18 protein-coding genes and 1 pseudogene are annotated in these 17,028 nt (G+C 71.6%); 10 read left to right on the forward strand and 9 right to left on the reverse strand.

The window, feature by feature from the left end; translation table 11 throughout:
• Positions 1-8: 8 nt before the first annotated feature.
• A complete protein-coding gene (locus SYYSPA8_RS25720) occupies positions 9-485 on the reverse strand; it encodes a succinate dehydrogenase hydrophobic membrane anchor subunit (protein ID WP_323449676.1) in 477 nt (158 codons plus the stop codon).
• Positions 486-493: 8 nt separating this feature from the next.
• A complete protein-coding gene (gene sdhC, locus SYYSPA8_RS25725; protein ID WP_323449677.1) occupies positions 494-874 on the reverse strand; it encodes a succinate dehydrogenase, cytochrome b556 subunit in 381 nt (126 codons plus the stop codon).
• Positions 875-1,504: 630 nt separating this feature from the next.
• On the opposite strand from sdhC, the gene SYYSPA8_RS25730 reads away from it, so the two are divergent.
• The 4 genes from SYYSPA8_RS25730 (at position 1,505) to SYYSPA8_RS25745 (ending at position 6,751) form a co-directional block, all read left to right on the forward strand.
• Positions 1,505-2,971: a beta-N-acetylhexosaminidase gene (locus SYYSPA8_RS25730; RefSeq protein WP_323449678.1), complete on the forward strand. Its 1,467-nt coding sequence runs from the start codon at positions 1,505-1,507 to the stop codon at positions 2,969-2,971.
• Positions 2,972-3,272: 301 nt separating this feature from the next.
• Entirely contained in the window at positions 3,273-3,875 is a 603-nt protein-coding gene (locus SYYSPA8_RS25735) for a hypothetical protein (protein ID WP_323449679.1), read from the forward strand.
• A 567-nt stretch (positions 3,876-4,442) separates the two neighbouring features.
• Positions 4,443-5,243: an RNA polymerase sigma factor gene (locus SYYSPA8_RS25740; RefSeq protein WP_323449723.1), complete on the forward strand. Its 801-nt coding sequence runs from the start codon at positions 4,443-4,445 to the stop codon at positions 5,241-5,243.
• Positions 5,243-6,751, forward strand: coding sequence for a hypothetical protein (locus SYYSPA8_RS25745; protein ID WP_323449680.1), 1,509 nt, complete (start codon positions 5,243-5,245; stop codon positions 6,749-6,751). The genes SYYSPA8_RS25740 and SYYSPA8_RS25745 overlap by 1 nt, the downstream gene beginning before the upstream one ends.
• A gap of 219 nt (positions 6,752-6,970) precedes the next feature.
• Here SYYSPA8_RS25745 and SYYSPA8_RS25750 read toward each other — a convergent pair whose 3' ends face one another.
• A complete protein-coding gene (locus SYYSPA8_RS25750) occupies positions 6,971-7,996 on the reverse strand; it encodes a L,D-transpeptidase family protein (RefSeq protein ID WP_323449681.1) in 1,026 nt (341 codons plus the stop codon).
• A 115-nt stretch (positions 7,997-8,111) separates the two neighbouring features.
• Here SYYSPA8_RS25750 and SYYSPA8_RS25755 point away from each other — a divergent pair, with 115 nt between their 5' ends.
• From SYYSPA8_RS25755 to SYYSPA8_RS25765, 3 genes are all read left to right on the forward strand, one after another.
• Positions 8,112-9,692, forward strand: coding sequence for an acyl-CoA mutase large subunit family protein (locus SYYSPA8_RS25755; protein WP_323449682.1), 1,581 nt, complete (start codon positions 8,112-8,114; stop codon positions 9,690-9,692).
• A gap of 93 nt (positions 9,693-9,785) precedes the next feature.
• Entirely contained in the window at positions 9,786-10,508 is a 723-nt protein-coding gene (leuE, locus tag SYYSPA8_RS25760) for a leucine efflux protein LeuE (RefSeq protein ID WP_323449683.1), read from the forward strand.
• Between the two features lie 130 nt (positions 10,509-10,638).
• The gene (locus SYYSPA8_RS25765) at positions 10,639-10,947 is read left to right on the forward strand and encodes a DUF1876 domain-containing protein (RefSeq protein WP_323449684.1); all 309 of its coding nucleotides are present in this window, start codon (positions 10,639-10,641) and stop codon (positions 10,945-10,947) included.
• Between the two features lie 123 nt (positions 10,948-11,070).
• Here SYYSPA8_RS25765 and SYYSPA8_RS25770 read toward each other — a convergent pair whose 3' ends face one another.
• The 4 genes from SYYSPA8_RS25770 to SYYSPA8_RS25785 form a co-directional block, all read right to left on the reverse strand.
• Entirely contained in the window at positions 11,071-11,436 is a 366-nt protein-coding gene (locus SYYSPA8_RS25770; protein ID WP_323449685.1) for an ASCH domain-containing protein, read from the reverse strand.
• 11 nt (positions 11,437-11,447) lie between these two features.
• Positions 11,448-11,633 carry a hypothetical protein gene (locus SYYSPA8_RS25775; RefSeq protein WP_323449686.1) on the reverse strand — a complete coding sequence of 62 codons (186 nt, stop codon included), beginning with the start codon at positions 11,631-11,633 and terminating at the stop codon, positions 11,448-11,450.
• Positions 11,634-12,070: 437 nt separating this feature from the next.
• On the reverse strand, positions 12,071-12,703 hold the full coding sequence (locus SYYSPA8_RS25780) for a hypothetical protein (RefSeq protein WP_323449687.1): 633 nt from the start codon (positions 12,701-12,703) through the stop codon (positions 12,071-12,073).
• Between the two features lie 72 nt (positions 12,704-12,775).
• Positions 12,776-13,186: a helix-turn-helix domain-containing protein gene (locus SYYSPA8_RS25785; protein ID WP_323449724.1), complete on the reverse strand. Its 411-nt coding sequence runs from the start codon at positions 13,184-13,186 to the stop codon at positions 12,776-12,778.
• Positions 13,187-13,483: 297 nt separating this feature from the next.
• Between SYYSPA8_RS25785 and SYYSPA8_RS25790 the strand changes: the two genes are divergently transcribed.
• Positions 13,484-14,053 (forward strand): hypothetical protein, encoded by a 570-nt coding sequence (locus tag SYYSPA8_RS25790; protein WP_323449688.1) that lies wholly within the window; start codon positions 13,484-13,486, stop codon positions 14,051-14,053.
• A gap of 429 nt (positions 14,054-14,482) precedes the next feature.
• Here the strand turns inward: SYYSPA8_RS25790 and SYYSPA8_RS25795 are convergent, their stop codons facing one another.
• A complete protein-coding gene (locus SYYSPA8_RS25795) occupies positions 14,483-15,256 on the reverse strand; it encodes a glycosyltransferase family 2 protein (RefSeq protein WP_323449689.1) in 774 nt (257 codons plus the stop codon).
• A gap of 64 nt (positions 15,257-15,320) precedes the next feature.
• Here SYYSPA8_RS25795 and SYYSPA8_RS25800 point away from each other — a divergent pair.
• Both SYYSPA8_RS25800 and SYYSPA8_RS25805 read left to right on the forward strand, forming a co-directional pair.
• Positions 15,321-15,821: pseudogene (locus tag SYYSPA8_RS25800) on the forward strand (NAD(P)-binding domain-containing protein); the annotation flags it as partial.
• Positions 15,822-15,861: 40 nt separating this feature from the next.
• Complete coding sequence (locus SYYSPA8_RS25805; protein WP_323449690.1) at positions 15,862-16,011, forward strand: hypothetical protein; 150 nt, start codon at positions 15,862-15,864, stop codon at positions 16,009-16,011.
• 179 nt (positions 16,012-16,190) lie between these two features.
• Here the strand turns inward: SYYSPA8_RS25805 and SYYSPA8_RS25810 are convergent, their stop codons facing one another.
• Positions 16,191-16,862 carry a CBS domain-containing protein gene (locus SYYSPA8_RS25810; RefSeq protein WP_323449691.1) on the reverse strand — a complete coding sequence of 224 codons (672 nt, stop codon included), beginning with the start codon at positions 16,860-16,862 and terminating at the stop codon, positions 16,191-16,193.
• Between the last annotated feature and the right edge of the window lie 166 nt (positions 16,863-17,028).

A 17,028-nucleotide genomic window follows, 5' to 3' on the forward strand; every position in this document is an offset into this window, starting at 1 on the left:
CCCCGGCTCTAGCGGATGTTCGGGTCGAAGGTGAAGATCACCAGCGTGCCCAGCAGGATGGTGAACACCGTGGCGGTGTACAGCAGGCCCTTCAGCCACAGGCGGGTGTTCGGCCGTTCGGCGTAGTCGTTGATGACCGTACGCAGGCCGTTGGCGCCGTGCAGCATGGCGAGCCAGAGCATCAGCAGATCCCAGACCTGCCAGAACGGGGAGGCCCAGCGGCCGGCGACGAACGCGAAGCCGATCTTGGAGACGCCGCCGTCCAGCACCAGCTGGATGACCAGGTGGCCGATGACGAGGACGACGAGCACCACGCCGGAGAGGCGCATGAAGAGCCACGCGGCCATCTCGAAGTTGCCGCGGGTGCTGCGCGGGGTCTTCCCCGTGCGCTTGCGCGGGGCCTCGATGAACGGGGCGGGATTGTCCACGTCGTAGACGGGGGCGGTCTCGACGGCCCCGATGGCGGAAGAGGTGTCAGCAGACATGTCCGGACTCAGCTCCCGAATACTTCGCGTACGGCGTGACCGAGGACGGGGTACAGGGCGCCCACCATCAGCACGATCCAGATGCCCATGACGGTCCAGAGCATCTGCTTCTGGTAGCGCGGGCCCTTGGACCAGAAGTCCACGGCGATGACACGCAGGCCGTTGAGCGCGTGGAAGAGGACTGCGGCGACGAGGCCGTATTCCAGCAGCGCGACGATCGGCGTCTTGTAGACGGCTACGACCTTGTCGTAGTCCTCGGGGGAGACACGGACAAGGGCGGTGTCCAGCACATGCACGAACAGGAAGAAGAAGATGAGGACGCCGGTGACTCGATGAGCCACCCAGGACCACATTCCTTCCCGGCCGCGGTACAGCGTTCCAGCCGGCACGGAAGAACCCTCCGGGAGCGGGGACTGGGGCCTGCCGGCTTGGGGTGTCGGTCTGGCCCGGCCGGGTACGGTCCACCGGCCCCGGCCATCGTAGCGACGACTTGTCGGTTCGTTCGCGCCGGGTCCTCAGGTGTGATCAAACAGGCAATCAAACTGGCTCGGACGGGCTATCGGAATCGCCGCGCTCCGTGCCCGTGCTCCCTGCCCGTGCCCCTTGCCCGTACCGGAGCGCCGGGCGGGTTGTCAGCTCCGTGATCGTCCGGGTCGGTGGGCGATGGCGGCACCTCCGCCCGGGGTGTTGAATCACCCCAGACCATGGCGCGTCCGGGCGAAACGCCCGAAGAACGGCGCCCTCGGCCGTCCCGGACCGCTGCGGCGGCTCCCCGGGTCCACGGGTCAGGAGGTACGCGAGTGATACGGCATTCCTGGCGTCGGGCGGGGCGCGGCAGGGCCGTGCCGTCCGGCGCGGCCGCCGTGGCGGCGGTGGTCTCGCTGCTGCTGGGGGGCTGCTCGGGTGATGAATCCGGCAATTCGAGTGAAACCCATGGAACAGGCCCATTTGATCGTACGTCTGTCGGAGCGGCGGACCGTTCGGCAACCACCGGCCCCTCCAGTCCGTCACCCTCCCGGGTGTATCCGCTCTCGAAGGCCCCCGCGACGATTCCGGCCGTACGCGACCACGAGCCGGCCCGGGGCCCCGGCTGGCGGCCCGGACCCGGCTCCGGCGTCGCCGTCGCCCCCGGGGACGAGGACCTGGCGGACGAGGCCCGGCTGCTCGCCCGGGAGCTGCGGATCGCCTACCGGGGCACGGAACCCGCCCGCCCCGGCGATGTCGAGCTGGCGCTCACCCCCGACGCCCCCACGGAGCCCCGGCCCGCCGCACCGCCCGGACCCGTCGGTTCCGAGTCGTACACCCTCACCACCGCCGACGGCCGGGTCCGGATCGAGGGCCCCGCCGAAGCGGGTGTCTTCTACGGCACCCGCACCCTCAAACAGGCCGTCCGCTCCGGCGGGGCCATGCCCGAGGGCGTGCTCCGGGACGGCCCCGACCGGCCGCAGCGCGGGCTGATGGTGGACACCGCCCGGAAGTTCTTCACCGCCGCCTGGATCGAGGACCGGCTGCGGACCATGGCCGATCTCAAGCTCAACCAGTTCGGCCTGCACTTCTCCGACGACCAGGGCTTCCGGATCGCCTCCGACACCCACCCCGAGATCGTCTCCCCGCAGCATCTGACCAAGGCGGAGGTCCGGCGGATCCTCGCCCTCGCCGCGTCGCTCCACATCACCGTGATCCCCGAGATCGACTCCCCGGGCCATCTGGGCGCGGTGCTCGCCAAGCACCCCGGGCTCCAGCTCCGGGACGTGGCCGGCCGGCCGGTGCCCGGCGCGGTCGACATCGGCAAACCCGCCGCCGGCCGGCTCGTGGACGAGTTGCTGGAGGAGTACGCGGAGCTGTTCGACGGCGCGTACTGGCACCTCGGCGGTGACGAGTACCAGGCGCTGACCCGCCGCGACCCCGAGGCGTCCTTCCCCGCGCTCGCCGCCATCGCGCGCGAGGAGTACGGGCCCGCCGGGCGCATCCAGGACCTGGCCACCGAGTGGATCAACGACCGCGCCACCGTGCTGCGGCCCGGCGGCCGCACCCTCAAGGCGTGGAACGACGGCTACTTCCGGGGCGGGCGGACGCACGTCGACGAGGACATCGAGGTGGAGTACTGGACCGGGAAGGAGATCGGGGCCCGGCCGCCGGAGGAGTACCTGGCCGAGGGCCGGCCGGTGGTCAACCTCAACGACGAGTACCTCTACTACGTCCTCGGCGAGCCCAACGAGTTCCACTATCCGACCGGGCAGCGCATCTACCAGCAGTGGACCCCGCTGGTGCTGCGCGGCACCCGGCCGGTGCCGGCCCGCTATTCGGGGCAGATCCCGGGCGGGCGGTTCGCCGTCTGGTGCGACCTCGCGCGCTCGCAGACGCCCGAGCAGGTGGCCCGGGGGATCGCACTGCCGCTGCGGGCGACCGCGCAGAAGCTCTGGGACCCGCGCCCGCCGGTGCGTACCTGGCAGGACTTCCGCACGCTCGCGGACCGGCTCGGCTGAGGCACGGGGGAGCGGTGTGAGTCCGCTCGGGGGTGTGCGGGCTCACACCGCTGCTGCCCGGCCGCCCGTCGGGGCGCTGCGGCGTCAACGCCGTGGCCCCCGGGCCGAGTTCCGGGTGCGATGAATCTAACAGATGGTTGGTGCATATGCGCTTGGCTCATGCCTACCCGGGGGATATCGCCGTACCGGCGACCGCTGCCGGGCACAACCGCTCAGCTCCGGACAACCCATGGCGGCGGGGGTGCAGACGGGGTACTTTGCGCCAAGCGGCCCGAAAACCGCGCCGTGAGGGGAGGCGTCAGTGGCGTCGAAGTGCCTGAGGGAACTGATCGCGGAAGCCGACGAGAGGGGGCTCGCCGCCAGCGGACTCGCCTGCCTGGAGCGGTGTCTGCCGCTGCTCGCGGCGGAGGCGGACGCACTGCGCCCGCTCTGGGCCGGACTGGCCAGGGGAGGGGACGCCTGGCCCGCCTCCCTGGCGGCGGCGGCCGAGGCGCTGGCGGCGACCGCCGCCCTGGGCGGCGACACGGGCGACCCGGCCGCCGCCCTCGTCCGCCAGATGCTGGACGCGGCACCGTCCGCCTGGGACGCCGGCCCGCTGCGCGAGTGGGCCGACGACTGCTCGGTGGCCGCCCTCGAACTCCACCACCGCCTCGACGCGGGCGGCCCGGGGCGCGGGGAGCCCGCCGCCGCCGACGTCGTGGAGGTGCTCAAGGGCTGCCGCGAGGGGGCGCCGGCCGGCGCGGGTCCGCTGGTCGCCGGCGAACTGCGACGACAGCTGCGGGTGCTGGAGATCCTGGCGGCGGGGGAGGGCGGAGCCGGTCTCCGCCAGGTCCTGGGGGTGTCCACCGAGGGGCAGCGGGTGCTGCGCGCGGTGGTCTCCCGGCAGTCCCGGGTACGGGGCTGACCGGACGGCCCGCGCCGTGCGGACCCGGGACGGTCGCGCGGGCCGCATCGTTCGCGAAAGCCATGAAGGCCGCGAAAGCTGTCGCAGCGTTCGTACTCGTTGCACCCGTCACAGCGGTCGTACTCGTCGTACCCGTCGCAGTGGTCGTACCTGTCGCGGCGGCCGTCTCGGTCGTACGCGTGTTCTCATCACGCCCGTGATGCCCCCGTCCTTCACCGGGAACCCGGTGCCGGGCACGGGTCCGTACGCGCGGACGGGTGTACGCAACGCCCACGTGGGCAGGTGCGGGGGGAGCGGAACGCGGGGAAGGCGTGAGGGAGGACGACCGGGGCCGCCACCCCCCACAGGAGAGACCCCGGTCGTCGTCCGACGGGTGCGCTGTGCGTCCCCGTACTCCCCTCTGCGCCGGGCAAGCGATTTCTGTCACACCCCCGGAAACGGGAGCGCATATTGTTGCAAGTTGTACCAAGTCATGGACGCGGCTGGCGGAACGCCGTAGCGTGCGGATGCGCGTCCCCGTGACGCGGGGCAGTGGTGACCAGCTGCGATTCGGAACAGGTTGAGGTAGTGCTGGGGGACGACGCGGAGCTGACGGCCGCGGTGCTCGCGGCGCAGCAGGGGGACGAGAGCGCCTTCCGAGCTGTGTACCGCGCGGTGCATCCGCGTCTGCTCGGCTATGTACGGACGCTGGTGGGCGACCCGGACGCCGAGGACGTGACCTCCGAGGCGTGGCTCCAGATCGCCCGCGATCTGGACCGCTTCACCGGGGACGCGGACCGCTTCCGGGGCTGGGCGGCGCGCATAGCCCGCAACAGGGCCCTGGACCACATACGGATGCGCGGCCGCCGCCCGGCCGTCGGCGGCGACGAGACGGAACTGACCGGACGGCCCGCCGAGTCGGACACCGCCGACGAGGCCATGGAGGCCCTGGCCACCGACAGCACCATGGCGCTCATCGCGCGGCTGCCGCAGGACCAGGCCGAGGCGGTGGTGCTCCGGGTCGTGGTCGGCCTCGACGCCAAGAGCGCCGCCCGCACCCTCGGCAAACGCCCCGGGGCGGTGCGCACGGCGGCCCACCGGGGGCTCAAGCGGCTGGCCGAGATGCTGGGCGCGGAGGACCCCGTACCGGAGGGCGGTCCCGTACCGGCGAACGGTCAGGACCGGCCCGAATACGCGGATCAGGCCACGAGAGCGTACGGTGCGGACGGCGGCGGAGGGGACGGCCGGCGCTCCGTGCCGGGCCCCGGTGGCCCCCACGACGGCAGTATGGATCTGAACGGCATGCCTCCGCAGCGCCCGTCCCGGCCCGGTGTCACCGCTCCCGCCGGTGTGACGCGCACGCGGCTGCGGACGCAGAGGGACATGTGATGGCCGACGACGGGCATGACTGGCTGGACAAGGACACGGCCGAACGGCTGTTGCGCGGCGAGGCGGCGAAGCTCCCCGGTGGCCCCAGCCGCTCCCGGGCCGAGTCGCTGGACGAAGCGCTGTCCGGGGTCCGCCGTGCCCGGGACGCCCTGCCCACGGGCGACGGCGGGGAGCTGCCGGGAGAGGCAGCCGCGCTGGCCGCCTTCCGTGCCGCGCGGGAGGAGCGGGGCCTCGCCCCCGCCCGGGGGGTGCCGGACACCGCCGGCACCGGCACCCAGGAATCCGGTTTCAGCCTGGGCACCGTGCTGCTGGGCCGGGCGCCCCGGCCCGCGTTCCGGCGGCGGATCGCCCGGCCCGCGCGCTCCGGACTCATCGCGCTGGTCGCCGGGTTCGCCTTCAGCGGGGTCGCGCTGGCGACGGGGGCCGGGGTGCTGCCGTCGCCGTTCGAGGAGACCCCGGTGGGGGCCACCGTCCGCGGGGTCGGGACACCGGGCTCGTTCAGCCCGTCGCCCGGCTCCCCCTCGGAGCGGGGGACGCCCCCCGACGGGGATACGGGTGGAGTGGCGACCGCGCCGGGGATCACCGGGGGGACGGCGGGTCCGCGGCCTCCGGAATCCCCCGACGACCGTACGGGGGAGCCCCGCGCCGGGGACGGCGAATGGTCCGGGAAGCCGGGCTCGCACCGGGGCGAACGGCATCAGCGGTTGCGGAAGGCGTGCCTGGACCACCGGAGCGGCACCCTCGACGGGGACCGGGCCGATTGGCTGGCGCGGAAGGCGTACGGGGCCGACCAGGTGGACGGCTTCTGCAACTCGCTGCTCACCCAGGACCGCCAGCGGGGCCAGGCGAACGGGCCCGCGAGACCGGGGAAGACCGGCAAGGGCGGCAAGGGCGGTACGGGGACCGGCCGGCCGGACGTGGCGTACGGCGACGGGTACGGGAACGAGAAGGGGAACGGGAAGGGGCAAGGGAGCGGGAAGGGGAGCGGGAAGGGGCAGGGGAGCGGGAAGGGCAACGCGGGGCTTCCTGATCCGGGCCGGGGCGAGCAGCCCAGCGGCTCCGCCGGACCGGGCGGTTCCCAGGGCGGCTCGAACAAGAAGGGAAGCCGGCCGGGTGGCGGCTGGGGCGGTCCGGGCACGTCGGCAGGCAGCGGCGGCTCCGGTGGGTCCAGCGGTTCCGGCGGTTCCGGCGGTTCCGGTGGGTCGGGGAAGCAGACCGAGCGCCCCGGCCGTCCCGGCGGCGGCTCCGGTACCGGTTCCGGGCCTGGTTCTGGTTCCGGGCCTGGTTCCGGCTCCGGCTCCGGTTCTGGTTCCGGCTCGGGCAAGCCCTGCGCGGCGGGCGGACCTCAGGTGGAGCAGGCCCCCGGCGGGCCCGTCGCGGACGGCGGTAACGGCGGTGACGGCGGGCAGTCACGGGACCCGCGGCCCATCGGCGACGGCCCCGGCGCGAACCCCGCCGACCGCGTGGACGCCAGGATCTCCGCGCCCCCGCTGGGCACCCCCTGCTGATCTCACCACCCTGCTGACCTGCACTTTCATCCGTCACCACCGAGGGGTGTGACGTTTCTCGGGCCGATGGCGCAGTAAGGAGTGAGCCGACTGGTCATCGGCGGCGCCAGAAGCCGGGGTTCCCCCCGTACCTGCGGCTGGGCGCATCGGCGCGGGTGGGACTCGTTCCCCCGGTCCCGCCCGCGCCACTTCTTTTTCCCGGTCGGCAGGCCGGCCGGGTCACCAGTGGACGACGACCTTGTCACCGGTGCGGACCGCGGCGAACAGCGCGGCGACGGCCCCCCTGTCCCGGACGTTGACACAGCCGTGCGAGGTGCCGTTGTAGCCCTGGGCGGCGAAATCGGCCGAGTAGTGCACCGCCTGACCGCCGCTGAAGAACATCGCGTACGGCATCGGGGTGTCGTACAGCGTCGACACATGGTGCCGCGACTTCCAGAAGACCTCGAACACGCCCTCGCGGGTGGGTGTGTACTCGGAGCCGAACCGCACATCCATGGTGGCCCGGGGGGATCCGTCGACCACCCAGGTCAGGGTGCGGGTGGTCTTGCTGACGCAGAGCACCCGTCCGTTCAGACAGCGCGGGTCGAGCCGGGGCCGGGGCTTCTCCCGCTCCGTGTGGCCGGAGAGTTCGGCGGCGGTCGGCCTCGTGGTCATCCCCAGGAGCCGCGCCCAGGTGACGGTGTCCGTCCGGCCGGTGGCGGGCAGCCCCCGCCGCGCCTGGAACCCCCGTACCCCGTCGGCGGTGAGCCGTCCGTAGTACCCGGTGGGGGCGGAGTGGAACCAGCTGATCTGGGCCAGCCTGGCCTGAAGGTCCCGTACCCGCGAACCCTCGGAACCCCGGTCGAGAAGGACGGGGGCGGCCGGCTTCCGGGGCGCCGGGACACCGGTGGCGGTCGGTTTTCCGCCTGCCTGATTCCCGCCTTCCTGATGTCCGCCCGTCGGGTTTCCGGCTGTCGGTTTTCCGTCCATGGGCGGGCCGGACCGCCGGGCCGGCGTCCGCTGTGACGGCACCTCCCGGGACGGGGTCACGGCGGGGGCGGACGGACTTCGCGCCTCCTGCGGCTGGGGCACGCGCGATGCGGCCGGGGTGCCGCCGTTCCCGCTCGCCGCGCGCGCCGCCGGCCGGTCGGCCGCGCCGCTCGTACCGACCGTGCAGCCCGTGACCGCCGTCAGGACGGCCAGCGCGGCGGCCGACCCCCGTACCCCCGCCGCCGTCCGTCCCGGTATCCCCGCGTGATGCGCCATCGTCGTCCCCCTGTGCTCGTGTGCCACCCCGGCGGGGGCCGTCCCGCCCTGCCCGGTCGCGCATTCCCGCGCATTATGGGGAAGAAATCCCGGAGCGGAAACAGGGGAGGCCGAAATGACACGCCAGTCCGAGTCCGGGCAGCCCATCGAACCGGTATACGACCAGAAATCGCTGGCGGACTGGGACCCCGGCACGAAACTGGGCGCACCCGGTTCGTACCCCTACACCCGTGGCGTCTACCCCACCATGTACACGGGCCGCCCCTGGACGATGCGCCAGTACGCGGGATTCGGCACCGCGGCCGAGTCCAACGCCCGCTACCGGCGGCTGATCGACCACGGCACCACCGGGCTCTCTGTCGCCTTCGACCTGCCGACCCAGATGGGGTACGACTCCGACGCGCCCCTCGCCCACGGCGAGGTCGGCAGGGTCGGTGTGGCGATCGACTCTGTCGAGGACATGCGGACGCTCTTCGACGGCATCCCGCTGGACCGGGTCTCCACCTCCATGACGATCAACGCGCCCGCCGCGCCGCTGCTCCTCCTGTACGAGCTGGTCGCGGCGGAACAGGGCGCTGCGGCCGGCCGGCTCACCGGGACCGTCCAGAACGACATCCTCAAGGAATACATCGCGCGCGGCACCTATATCTTTCCGCCGAAACCGTCGCTGCGGCTGGTTGCCGACATCTTCCGGTACTGCCGCAGCGAACTCCCGCAGTGGAACACCATCTCCATCTCCGGCTATCACATGGCCGAGGCCGGGGCGACCCCGGCGCAGGAGATCGCGTTCACCCTCGCCAATGGCGTCGAGTACGTCCGTACCGCGCTCTCCGCCGGAATGCGGGTGGATGAATTCGCGCCACGACTGTCGTTCTTTTTCGTGGCCAGGACCACCCTGCTCGAAGAGATCGCGAAATTCCGGGCGGCCCGCCGGATCTGGGCGCGGCTGATGCGGGAGGAGTTCGGGGCCCGCGACCCCCGCTCCACGATGCTGCGGTTCCACACCCAGACGGCGGGGGTGCAGCTCACCGCCCAGCAGCCCGAGGTGAACCTCGTCCGGGTCGCCCTCCAGGGCCTCGCCGCCGTCCTCGGCGGTACGCAGTCGCTGCACACCAACGCCTACGACGAGGCGATCGCGCTCCCGACGGAGCGCGCGGCCCGGCTGGCGCTGCGGACGCAGCAGGTGCTCGCGTACGAGACGGACGTGACCGCGACGGTCGACCCGTTCGCCGGGTCGTACGCGGTGGAGTCGCTGACCGACGGGGTCGAGACGGCGGCACGGGAGCTGATGGACCGGATCGAGGCGCTGGGCGGCGCGGTCAGCGCCATCGAGCAGGGCTTCCAGAAGGGCGAGATCGAGCGGAGCGCCTACCGGATCGCCCAGGAGACCGAGTCCGGCGAGCGGGTCGTGGTCGGGGTCAACCGGTACACCCTGGACGAGGAGGAGCACTACGAGCCGCTGCGGGTCGACCCGGACATCGAGGCCCGGCAGAACGAGCGGCTGGCGCGGCTGCGGGCCGGGCGCGACCGGCGGGCCGTCGAGGGCGCGCTCGGCGAGCTGCGGGCGGCGGCGCGGGGGAGTGCCAACGTCCTGCCGCCGATGAAGGAGGCCCTGCGGGCGCGGGCCACCGTCGGTGAGGTCTGCGGGACGCTGCGGGACGAGTGGGGCGTCTACGTGCCCAGTGAACGCTTCTGAGCGCACCGCCGGCCGGCGAGGCGGCGGGGACCGGGGCCCACCAGGGACTTCTGTCCCTACGATGGATCGCACCTCTGTGCGAAACTCGCTCCCATGCTCGGCGTCACGGATCTCCCCACCTATCTCGCGGGTCTCGCCCTGATCATTCTGCTGCCGGGGCCGAACTCGCTGTACGTGCTCTCGGTCGCCGCCCGGCGCGGGGTCCGCCAGGGGTACGCGGCCGCCGCCGGCGTCTTCCTCGGCGACACGGTCCTCATGGTGCTGGCCGCCGCGGGCGCGGCCTCGCTGCTCCAGACCAACGCGCTGCTCTTCGGCGCGATCAAGCTGCTGGGCGCGGGCTATCTGACCTGGATGGCGATCGGGATGCTCCGGGCGGCCTGGTCGATGTGGCGCACCCGCGACGAGCGGGTGGAGGCGGAGGAGGCCGTCACCGCCGAGCACGGAGGTCCTGCCGGTCCTGCTGGTCCTGCTGGTCCTGCCGGTCCTGCCGGTTCCGCCGGGGAGGCGGCCGGGCGGGAGAACCCGTTCCGCCGGGCCCTGGTCATCAGCCTGCTCAACCCGAAGGCGATCTTCTTCCTGCTGGCGTTCTTCGTCCAGTTCGTCGACCCCGCGTACGCCTACCCCGCCCTCTCGTTCCTGCTGCTCGGCGGCTGTCTCCAGCTGGCCAGCCTCTCCTACCTCAGCGGGCTGATATTCACCGGCACCCGGCTGGCCGCCGCGTTCCGGCGCCGCCGGGCGCTGTCGGCGGGGGCGACCTCGGCTGCGGGCGCGCTCTTCCTGGGCTTCGCGGTGAAGCTCTCGCTCAGCAGCGCCTGAGCCCTCTGCCGCCGGCCGGTCCGGGGCGCCGCTGCGCGCGGCGGGCCACGGGGGGATGCTGGAGGGAGTCGGGAGACGCGCCACGGCGGCACCCGCCCGTGCGGCCGGGCGCGGCTGAGGAGGTGCGGTCATGACGGCGGCACGGACACACGCATGGACGGTCGGTCTCTACCTCACCGAGGAGGACGGCACGACCAGGGCACGGGCGGTGCTCGACACCGGCACGGCGACCCTCACCGGCCGGGGCACCGCGCATTGCAGCCCGCTGGACATCGACATCCCGGACATCGGCGACGAGCTGGCGGCCGGGCGCGCGATGCGGGACCTGTCCGGGCGGCTGATGCGGGCGGCCGACCGCGACCTGGAGGCGGTCGGCGCCGGACCGCCACCGCACGCGGTGCAGGCGCCGCTCTTCGGATGGCCGCCGGAGCCCTGTTAGCCGGCTGTACGCCGGGGACTGTCTCCGGATCGCTATGACCTGCACAAACGCCCGGAGACGGTGCTTCCGTGGCTACCTTCATGGCTACCTTGAAAATGCGCCCCCGTTCGGGGACCGGTCCCGTCAGCCCCTTTTCAACACAAGGGCGAGGTGGAGGGCGAAGACGCCGAGGGCTTCCTTCTCTGGCGGGTAGATGGCGCGGATCGCGGCAACGAGTTGGTCATGAGTCATGTCCGGTCCGCCAATCGCGGATGGGTCCTCTGTGTCGAGCATCGCAGCGAAGGACTCGTACTCATTGACGGCGGTGATTCGCGTGGTCACGGACTCGTCCGCGTAGATGATCGTGAGGGTGTCACCGGCGGCGATCCTGCGGATCTTGGGATAGCCGACGCGTACCTCGGTGGTCTTGGCGCCGGACGCGATGAGGTCGAAGTACGGCTTGCGGATGGTGAGGGAGTGATCTCGGGGCCGGGGGTCGTTGGTCGTCATCGCGGTGTCCTTCATGCTCCGGGGGAGGCTGCGGGCAGGGCCGGGCCGACGGCGGCCAGCCGTTCCCTCAGGCCCTCGACGGCGGCCTGGTGGGGATAGCGGCGGTTCAGGAACGAGGTGAGGTCTCCGGCGCGGGGTCGGGTGAGCCGGCCCGGCCCAGGGTCCGTTCCCGTTTGGCCACTTTGGTGGCTGCTCAAGAAATCACACCTGCACGGGAATGGCTTGGACTTTCTCGAAGATCAGGTCAGCGCACCGACGCGGTTGGCGAAGGCCCTGATGCCCGGGAGCCCATGGTCGTGCCGCATCAATCCGGTGGCCATCGTGCGTACGGAACCGCGACGCACTTCCTGGGGTGCCGCCTGTTCGGCGGCCAGGAGAGCCCGGTAGCAGCGATCGGGCTTACCCCACTGTTCGAAGGAGCGGGCGACGTCGATCCAGTAACGGGCCTGGCGCTCGGGAGTGGGCAGTCGGCGGACATCGACCCGTCGGGCGTGCTCGATCGCCTGTCCGGCGTCGCCCAGAAGGTGGCTGATCGAAATCCGGTGGAGGAGGACCTGGCTGTGTCCGAAGAAGGTGGTGCCACTGGGCTGCCCTCCGCCCCCCAGTCGGGTAGCCGTGGTCTCCGCTTCGGTGATCAGTTCCTTGGCCGTGTGCCGGTCTCCTTGCCTGGCGGCGGTGTACGCGGCGGTGGCGTACAGATTTCCCTGGACGGAAAGGCGTTCGCCCTCCGGTGCGGTGCGGTGCGGTCGGCCGCCAATTGCTGTGCGGCGGTCACAGCGACATCAGTGGCGCGGACGTAGTGACCTTGCCGCCGCCAGGCGCTGGAGACCATGCGGTGCGCCTCGGCGATGGTGAGGGCTCCCGCACCGGACAGAGCAGCGGTCAGGGCCCTGTCGGCGGTGACGGCGGCCAGGCCGTCCTCGCCGAGTTTGATACACAGCCGGGTGGCGGTGTTGTACAGCTCGGCGACGGTGGTGGCGGACTGCTCTGCGGCCCCCTGCCGGCCCAGTGCCTGGGCCAGAGCGATGCGGGCGGGCAGCGCGCGGGCGAGGGCGTCGTAGCGACAGGCGCCGAACTCCCGGCGGGAGGCGGCGAGGGCGGCGGCCACCGAATGCGGGGTGGGTTCGACACCACTGGCCGACCCGTGCCGGTGCAGGAGCAGATCCTCCGGCCCGGACAAGGTCGTCCGGGCCGAGGCCGGGGCCGTGCCGAGGACCGTGGTCGCGGCGGTCGTGGCCAGCCCGGCCAGAAGGTTGCGGCGTCGCACGGGGTCCTCACCCTCTCCACCCGACGGCAGTGTTCCGGCCAGCCTAGGTCGTGTCTTGTGGATCAGGCTGGATCAGTGAGCGGGGTCTGGTGCCGTGCATCGCAAGGCGGAGGAGGGAGTCCATGCGGAGCATCGGCGACTGACGACAACGCGGCGAGGTGCGGTGCCAGGGCACGCGAGCCCAGCAAGATCCACAAGGCACGGCCTAGTTGCCGGGCCGGGTGGGAGGGGGGCCGACTCGTACGTCCTGGAGGCCGTGTGTCGGGGCGCGAGCCCGAGCAGTTGGGGCGGGATACCGAGGACCTCCGCGATGCGCCGTAACAGGACCATGTCCCGCATCGGCTGTTTACCTCGCTCCATGCGCGAGATCGAGGCCGCCGTGTAGCCGGTCGCAGCCCCCAGCTCGGCCTGCGTCAGCTCAGCCGCGAGACGTGCCAGCCTGACGACAGCACCGGGATTGTTCTGCGCTATGGCCTCAAGCATCGATGGTGCGTGCCAGACCGGGTGTACATCGTCGAGGGCCACGGTTTCCCACCTTCCGCCACGAGGATTGTCCCGCCCGTACCCACCGGGACGCGAGTCTTTGCACACCGCTTACACGGGGTGCAAACCACGTGCATGCCGTCTGGACGCTTCTCCCCTCACGCGCCGACAGGCGGTTTCCTTCCCTCACCGGCGGCCCGGGACCCGGGCCCTCCACCAGGGAAGCGAGACACGATGATCGCCCGCCCCACTGTGGTGCCGTACGTCGCCCACTGGACCGGCGAGGTTGCGGGTCCTGTGAGCGAGCTGACGGTTGAGCGCTTTCCGCGTCTGCGGCTCGCCTACAAGGACACCGGGAGCGAGGACCGCGATGCCCACGGAGTGCTCTGGGTTCGCCTGTCCGGCTCACCCGGTGACGGCCGTCCGCGTTACGAGTGCATGCACCCGCGCCGACAGCGAGAGTGCATGACCGAGCTGAAGTGCCAGGTGTGCGGCGGGGCCCCGAGCGTCACCGAAGACGGCTATCTGTTCATCGACTGGCACGAGCCCTACCAGCCCCGGAGCTGGCCCGAGCGGGCGGTCACGACGCTGCCGCCGCTGTGCGGGCCCTGTGCCCTGATCTCGGTGCGGCAATGCCCTCACATCGGTCGCAGCAGCTTCACCGTCCTCAGGGCTCGCCGTCCCGTGCCCTGGGGCCTTGGCGGCGCCGTTTACCAGCCGATCGGTCAAGGCAGCCTCGGCGGCCCGCCCCCCAGGGGCCGCCTCCCCTATGGCCACCCCGCGCTGCGCTGGATCGTCGCCTCGCAGCTCGTCATGGAGCTGCGTGAGGTGACCGTCCTCAACCCGGAAGCGCTGGGGGTGTCGTGAAAGGCGGCGGCAGCGATTCCCCATCCGTGGAAATCCTACGGAGGCTTCTTCGACCTGTCCGACGTCGGTGAGGAGTGCAAACCGTTTCCCGTCCTGGACGGCGAATCGGCGGACTCCGGGTTCGTCCGGTTCACAGCCAAGATGCTCACCGAGCCCGGACTCGATGAGGCACACACCTGCGCCGTCAGAGAGCTTGCGGACCAGATGGTCGCTGGTCAGGTCGCCTTCACACTCCAGCGCGGCGACCTCTTGATCGTGAACCGGCACCGATGGGTCCACGGCCGCGAGGCGCTCGCCGCCGGCCAGCACGGCGTCGCACCCGAAACGCCGTCTGCTGCTCCAGTTGTTCCTGCGCGACAGGGGCATCGAGGAACCGGCCGTCTCATAGATCGGGCGCGGAAAATGTCTGGCCGGACCTCGCCGAGATTCCTAGATCCGCGAGTTGCGCAGCGACTGCCACGCAGCTCCGGCCAGCGCCCGCGTCGACCGGGGGACCGACAGCCCCTCGTGCTCGCGGTACAGCTCCCAGTTGTACCGGACCAGCGACAACTTGTTGGAGGACAGCGACCCCGCCTGGTGGGCCCTGTACACCGCGAGCGGCTCGGTCAGACCCCGGGCGTCAGCGCCGTCGCGCATGATCGACAGCCACAGGGCGTAGTCCTGCCGCTTCCGCATCTGCGGCATCAGCCGGGTGCCGAGGACGGTGCGGTCGTACATGGCGGTCAGAGCGCCGATGTGGTCCCGGACCAGCATCGCCCGGTAGTCCACGTGTTCCCGTGCGCGGACCACGCGCCCGTTCGGGACAAAATCGACGCTCTCACCCTCGTAGTCGGCGTCCATCTTGAAGTACGACGTGAACGTCAGAGGCGCACGACCCGCCGCAGCGAATTCGATCTGCCGCGCGGTCTTCTCCGGAAGCCACATGTCGTCACTGTCGAGAAAGGCGACGTAATCCCCACGGGCCCGCTCGATGGCGAGGTTCCGTGCCCGGCCGGCACCGCCCTGTTCCGGTGCCGATTCCGGCAGGACGCGCTTGTCCTGCCGGGCGAACTCCATGAGCAGGTCCATGGAGCCATCGGAAGACTTGTCGTCGGTGATCAGAAGCTCCAGGTCGCTGTGGGTCTGCGTGAGCACCGACCGGATCGCCGCGCCGAGAGTGGCTGCCGAGTTGTACACCGGCATCACGACAGAGACCAGAGGCACAGCGCTTCTCCTTGCGGGTCAGGAACGACGGCCCATTCAAGCACTGCGATCGGCAGGAGCTGCCATGCATGTTGTTGTCGCCGGTCAGGGATACGTGGGGCTGCCACTGGCTGTACGCGCCGCAGAGGTGGGCCACCGTGTCGTCGGCTACGACGTGGACGATCGCCGGATCAGGCGGCTGACGGTCGGCGACTCGTACGTGGAGGATGTTTCCGCCGAGCGGCTGCGGCCGCTCCGGGACGGGGTGCCCGACCTTTCGTACGTCGAGTCATCGGCCCGGCTGCTTGCGCAGCACCTGCGGCCCGGGCCACCGTGGTGCTGGAGTCCACCACCTACCCGGGCACCACCGAGGAACTGCTCGCCCCGCTGCTGGAAGAGGGCTCCGGTCTGAGGGTGGGCGAGGACTTCCACCTCGGCTACAGCCCTGAGCGGGATCGCCCCCGGCAACCCGCACTGGCGGCTGGAGAACTCCCCGAAGGTCGTCTCCGGCACCACAGCCGATGGCCTGGCGGCGGTGGAGGGCTTCTACGGACAGCTGGTCGAGCGTACGGTTCCGGTCTCCTCCTGAAAGGAAGCCGAACTGTCCAAGCTGCTGGAGAACTGTGGTGCGCCGCCTCGGTGAGGCACTCACCGCCGACGCGGTGGTGCTGCTCGTCGACCACGACGCATTCGACTACGAGGCGGTCGAACTGCACGCTCGGTACGTGCTGGACTGTCGGAGGCGGCTGTCCGGCGCGAACATCGAGATCTTGTAAGCGTCGGCGTGCGGAGGGAAACCGCACCGCCTGGTTGCCTGCGGGCCACAATGGCGCCCCACGCTTCATATCTGGAGACCCCAAGGGCCCATGACCAGGTGAAGTACCTGACCTGGGCTCCTCTTGTGGACCGATAGGCGAGTCGGGCCGTACGCCGGGTTCTGTCCGCGGTACGGGCGTCAGTGGCCGGTCGGTGCGTGATCTTCCGGGTCACGGTCGTCCGGGCCGCCGCCGTCGTCCTCTACGCGGTCGTCCGGTCCCTCGTCGTCCGGGTACGTCAGGCGGTCCACCACCTCGACCACGCCGTCGACGCTCTCGCAGAGCCGCACGAACACCGGCAGCACGCTGCGCCGCTCCACCGTCCCGCTGAGCGTCACCCTGCCGTCGGTGACGTCCACCGTCAGCGCCGAGGGCGAGAGCCCCAGCGTCTGGGTCAGGACGTCCTCAAGGATCTCCTCCTGGATCGCCCGGTCCCGGCGGAGGAAGAGCCGCAGCAGATCGCTCCGGCTGACCACGCCGGTCAGCCGTCCGGTGTCGTCCACGACCGGCAGCCGCTTGATCCGGTGGTCCTCCATGACCCGGGCCGCCCGCACCACGCTCCAGTCCGGGCGGGCGACGATCGCCGGGCTCGACATCAGCCCCTCGGCGGTGCTCGCGGTGGTCCGGGACGTCTGGCGGCGCAGCAGGTCCGCCTCCGACACCACGCCGACCGGGCGCTCGTCCTCGTCGATCACGGGTACGGCCGTGATGCCGTACTCGTCCAGGAGACGTGCGATCTCCTTGAACGCCGTCCCGCGCTGGACGCACACGGCGACGGGGGTCATCAGGTCGGCGACCGTGCGGTGCCGCATGGCTCACCCGTCCCTTCCGGATCTGCTCGTCGGATGGTGTTACAGGGCCAAGCCTGCGTCGCTCGGCGGCCCGCCGCACAGGGACCTTGGACCCTTGTACGGCGTACCGGGCCCGTCGTCGTCCCGACGGCCGTTCGACGGGCAGACATTCTGGGGCGAGACCAGG

The sequence above is a fragment of the Streptomyces yaizuensis genome, from assembly GCF_034961445.1.
In the GTDB taxonomy this organism is placed as follows: Bacteria; Actinomycetota; Actinomycetes; order Streptomycetales; family Streptomycetaceae; genus Streptomyces; species Streptomyces yaizuensis.

What these genes read in the sequence shown, in the direction of transcription:
- SYYSPA8_RS25720 (WP_323449676.1), bottom strand. Translation starts at nt 485, where the DNA reads ATGTCTGCTGACACCTCTTCCGCCATCGGGGCCGTCGAGACCGCCCCC.
- SYYSPA8_RS25745 (WP_323449680.1), top strand. Translation starts at nt 5,243, where the DNA reads ATGGCCGACGACGGGCATGACTGGCTGGACAAGGACACGGCCGAACGG.
- SYYSPA8_RS25750 (WP_323449681.1), bottom strand. Translation starts at nt 7,996, where the DNA reads ATGGCGCATCACGCGGGGATACCGGGACGGACGGCGGCGGGGGTACGG.
- SYYSPA8_RS25755 (WP_323449682.1), top strand. Translation starts at nt 8,112, where the DNA reads ATGACACGCCAGTCCGAGTCCGGGCAGCCCATCGAACCGGTATACGAC.
- leuE (WP_323449683.1), top strand. Translation starts at nt 9,786, where the DNA reads ATGCTCGGCGTCACGGATCTCCCCACCTATCTCGCGGGTCTCGCCCTG.
- SYYSPA8_RS25765 (WP_323449684.1), top strand. Translation starts at nt 10,639, where the DNA reads ATGACGGCGGCACGGACACACGCATGGACGGTCGGTCTCTACCTCACC.
- SYYSPA8_RS25770 (WP_323449685.1), bottom strand. Translation starts at nt 11,436, where the DNA reads ATGACGACCAACGACCCCCGGCCCCGAGATCACTCCCTCACCATCCGC.
- SYYSPA8_RS25785 (WP_323449724.1), bottom strand. Translation starts at nt 13,186, where the DNA reads ATGCTTGAGGCCATAGCGCAGAACAATCCCGGTGCTGTCGTCAGGCTG.
- SYYSPA8_RS25810 (WP_323449691.1), bottom strand. Translation starts at nt 16,862, where the DNA reads ATGCGGCACCGCACGGTCGCCGACCTGATGACCCCCGTCGCCGTGTGC.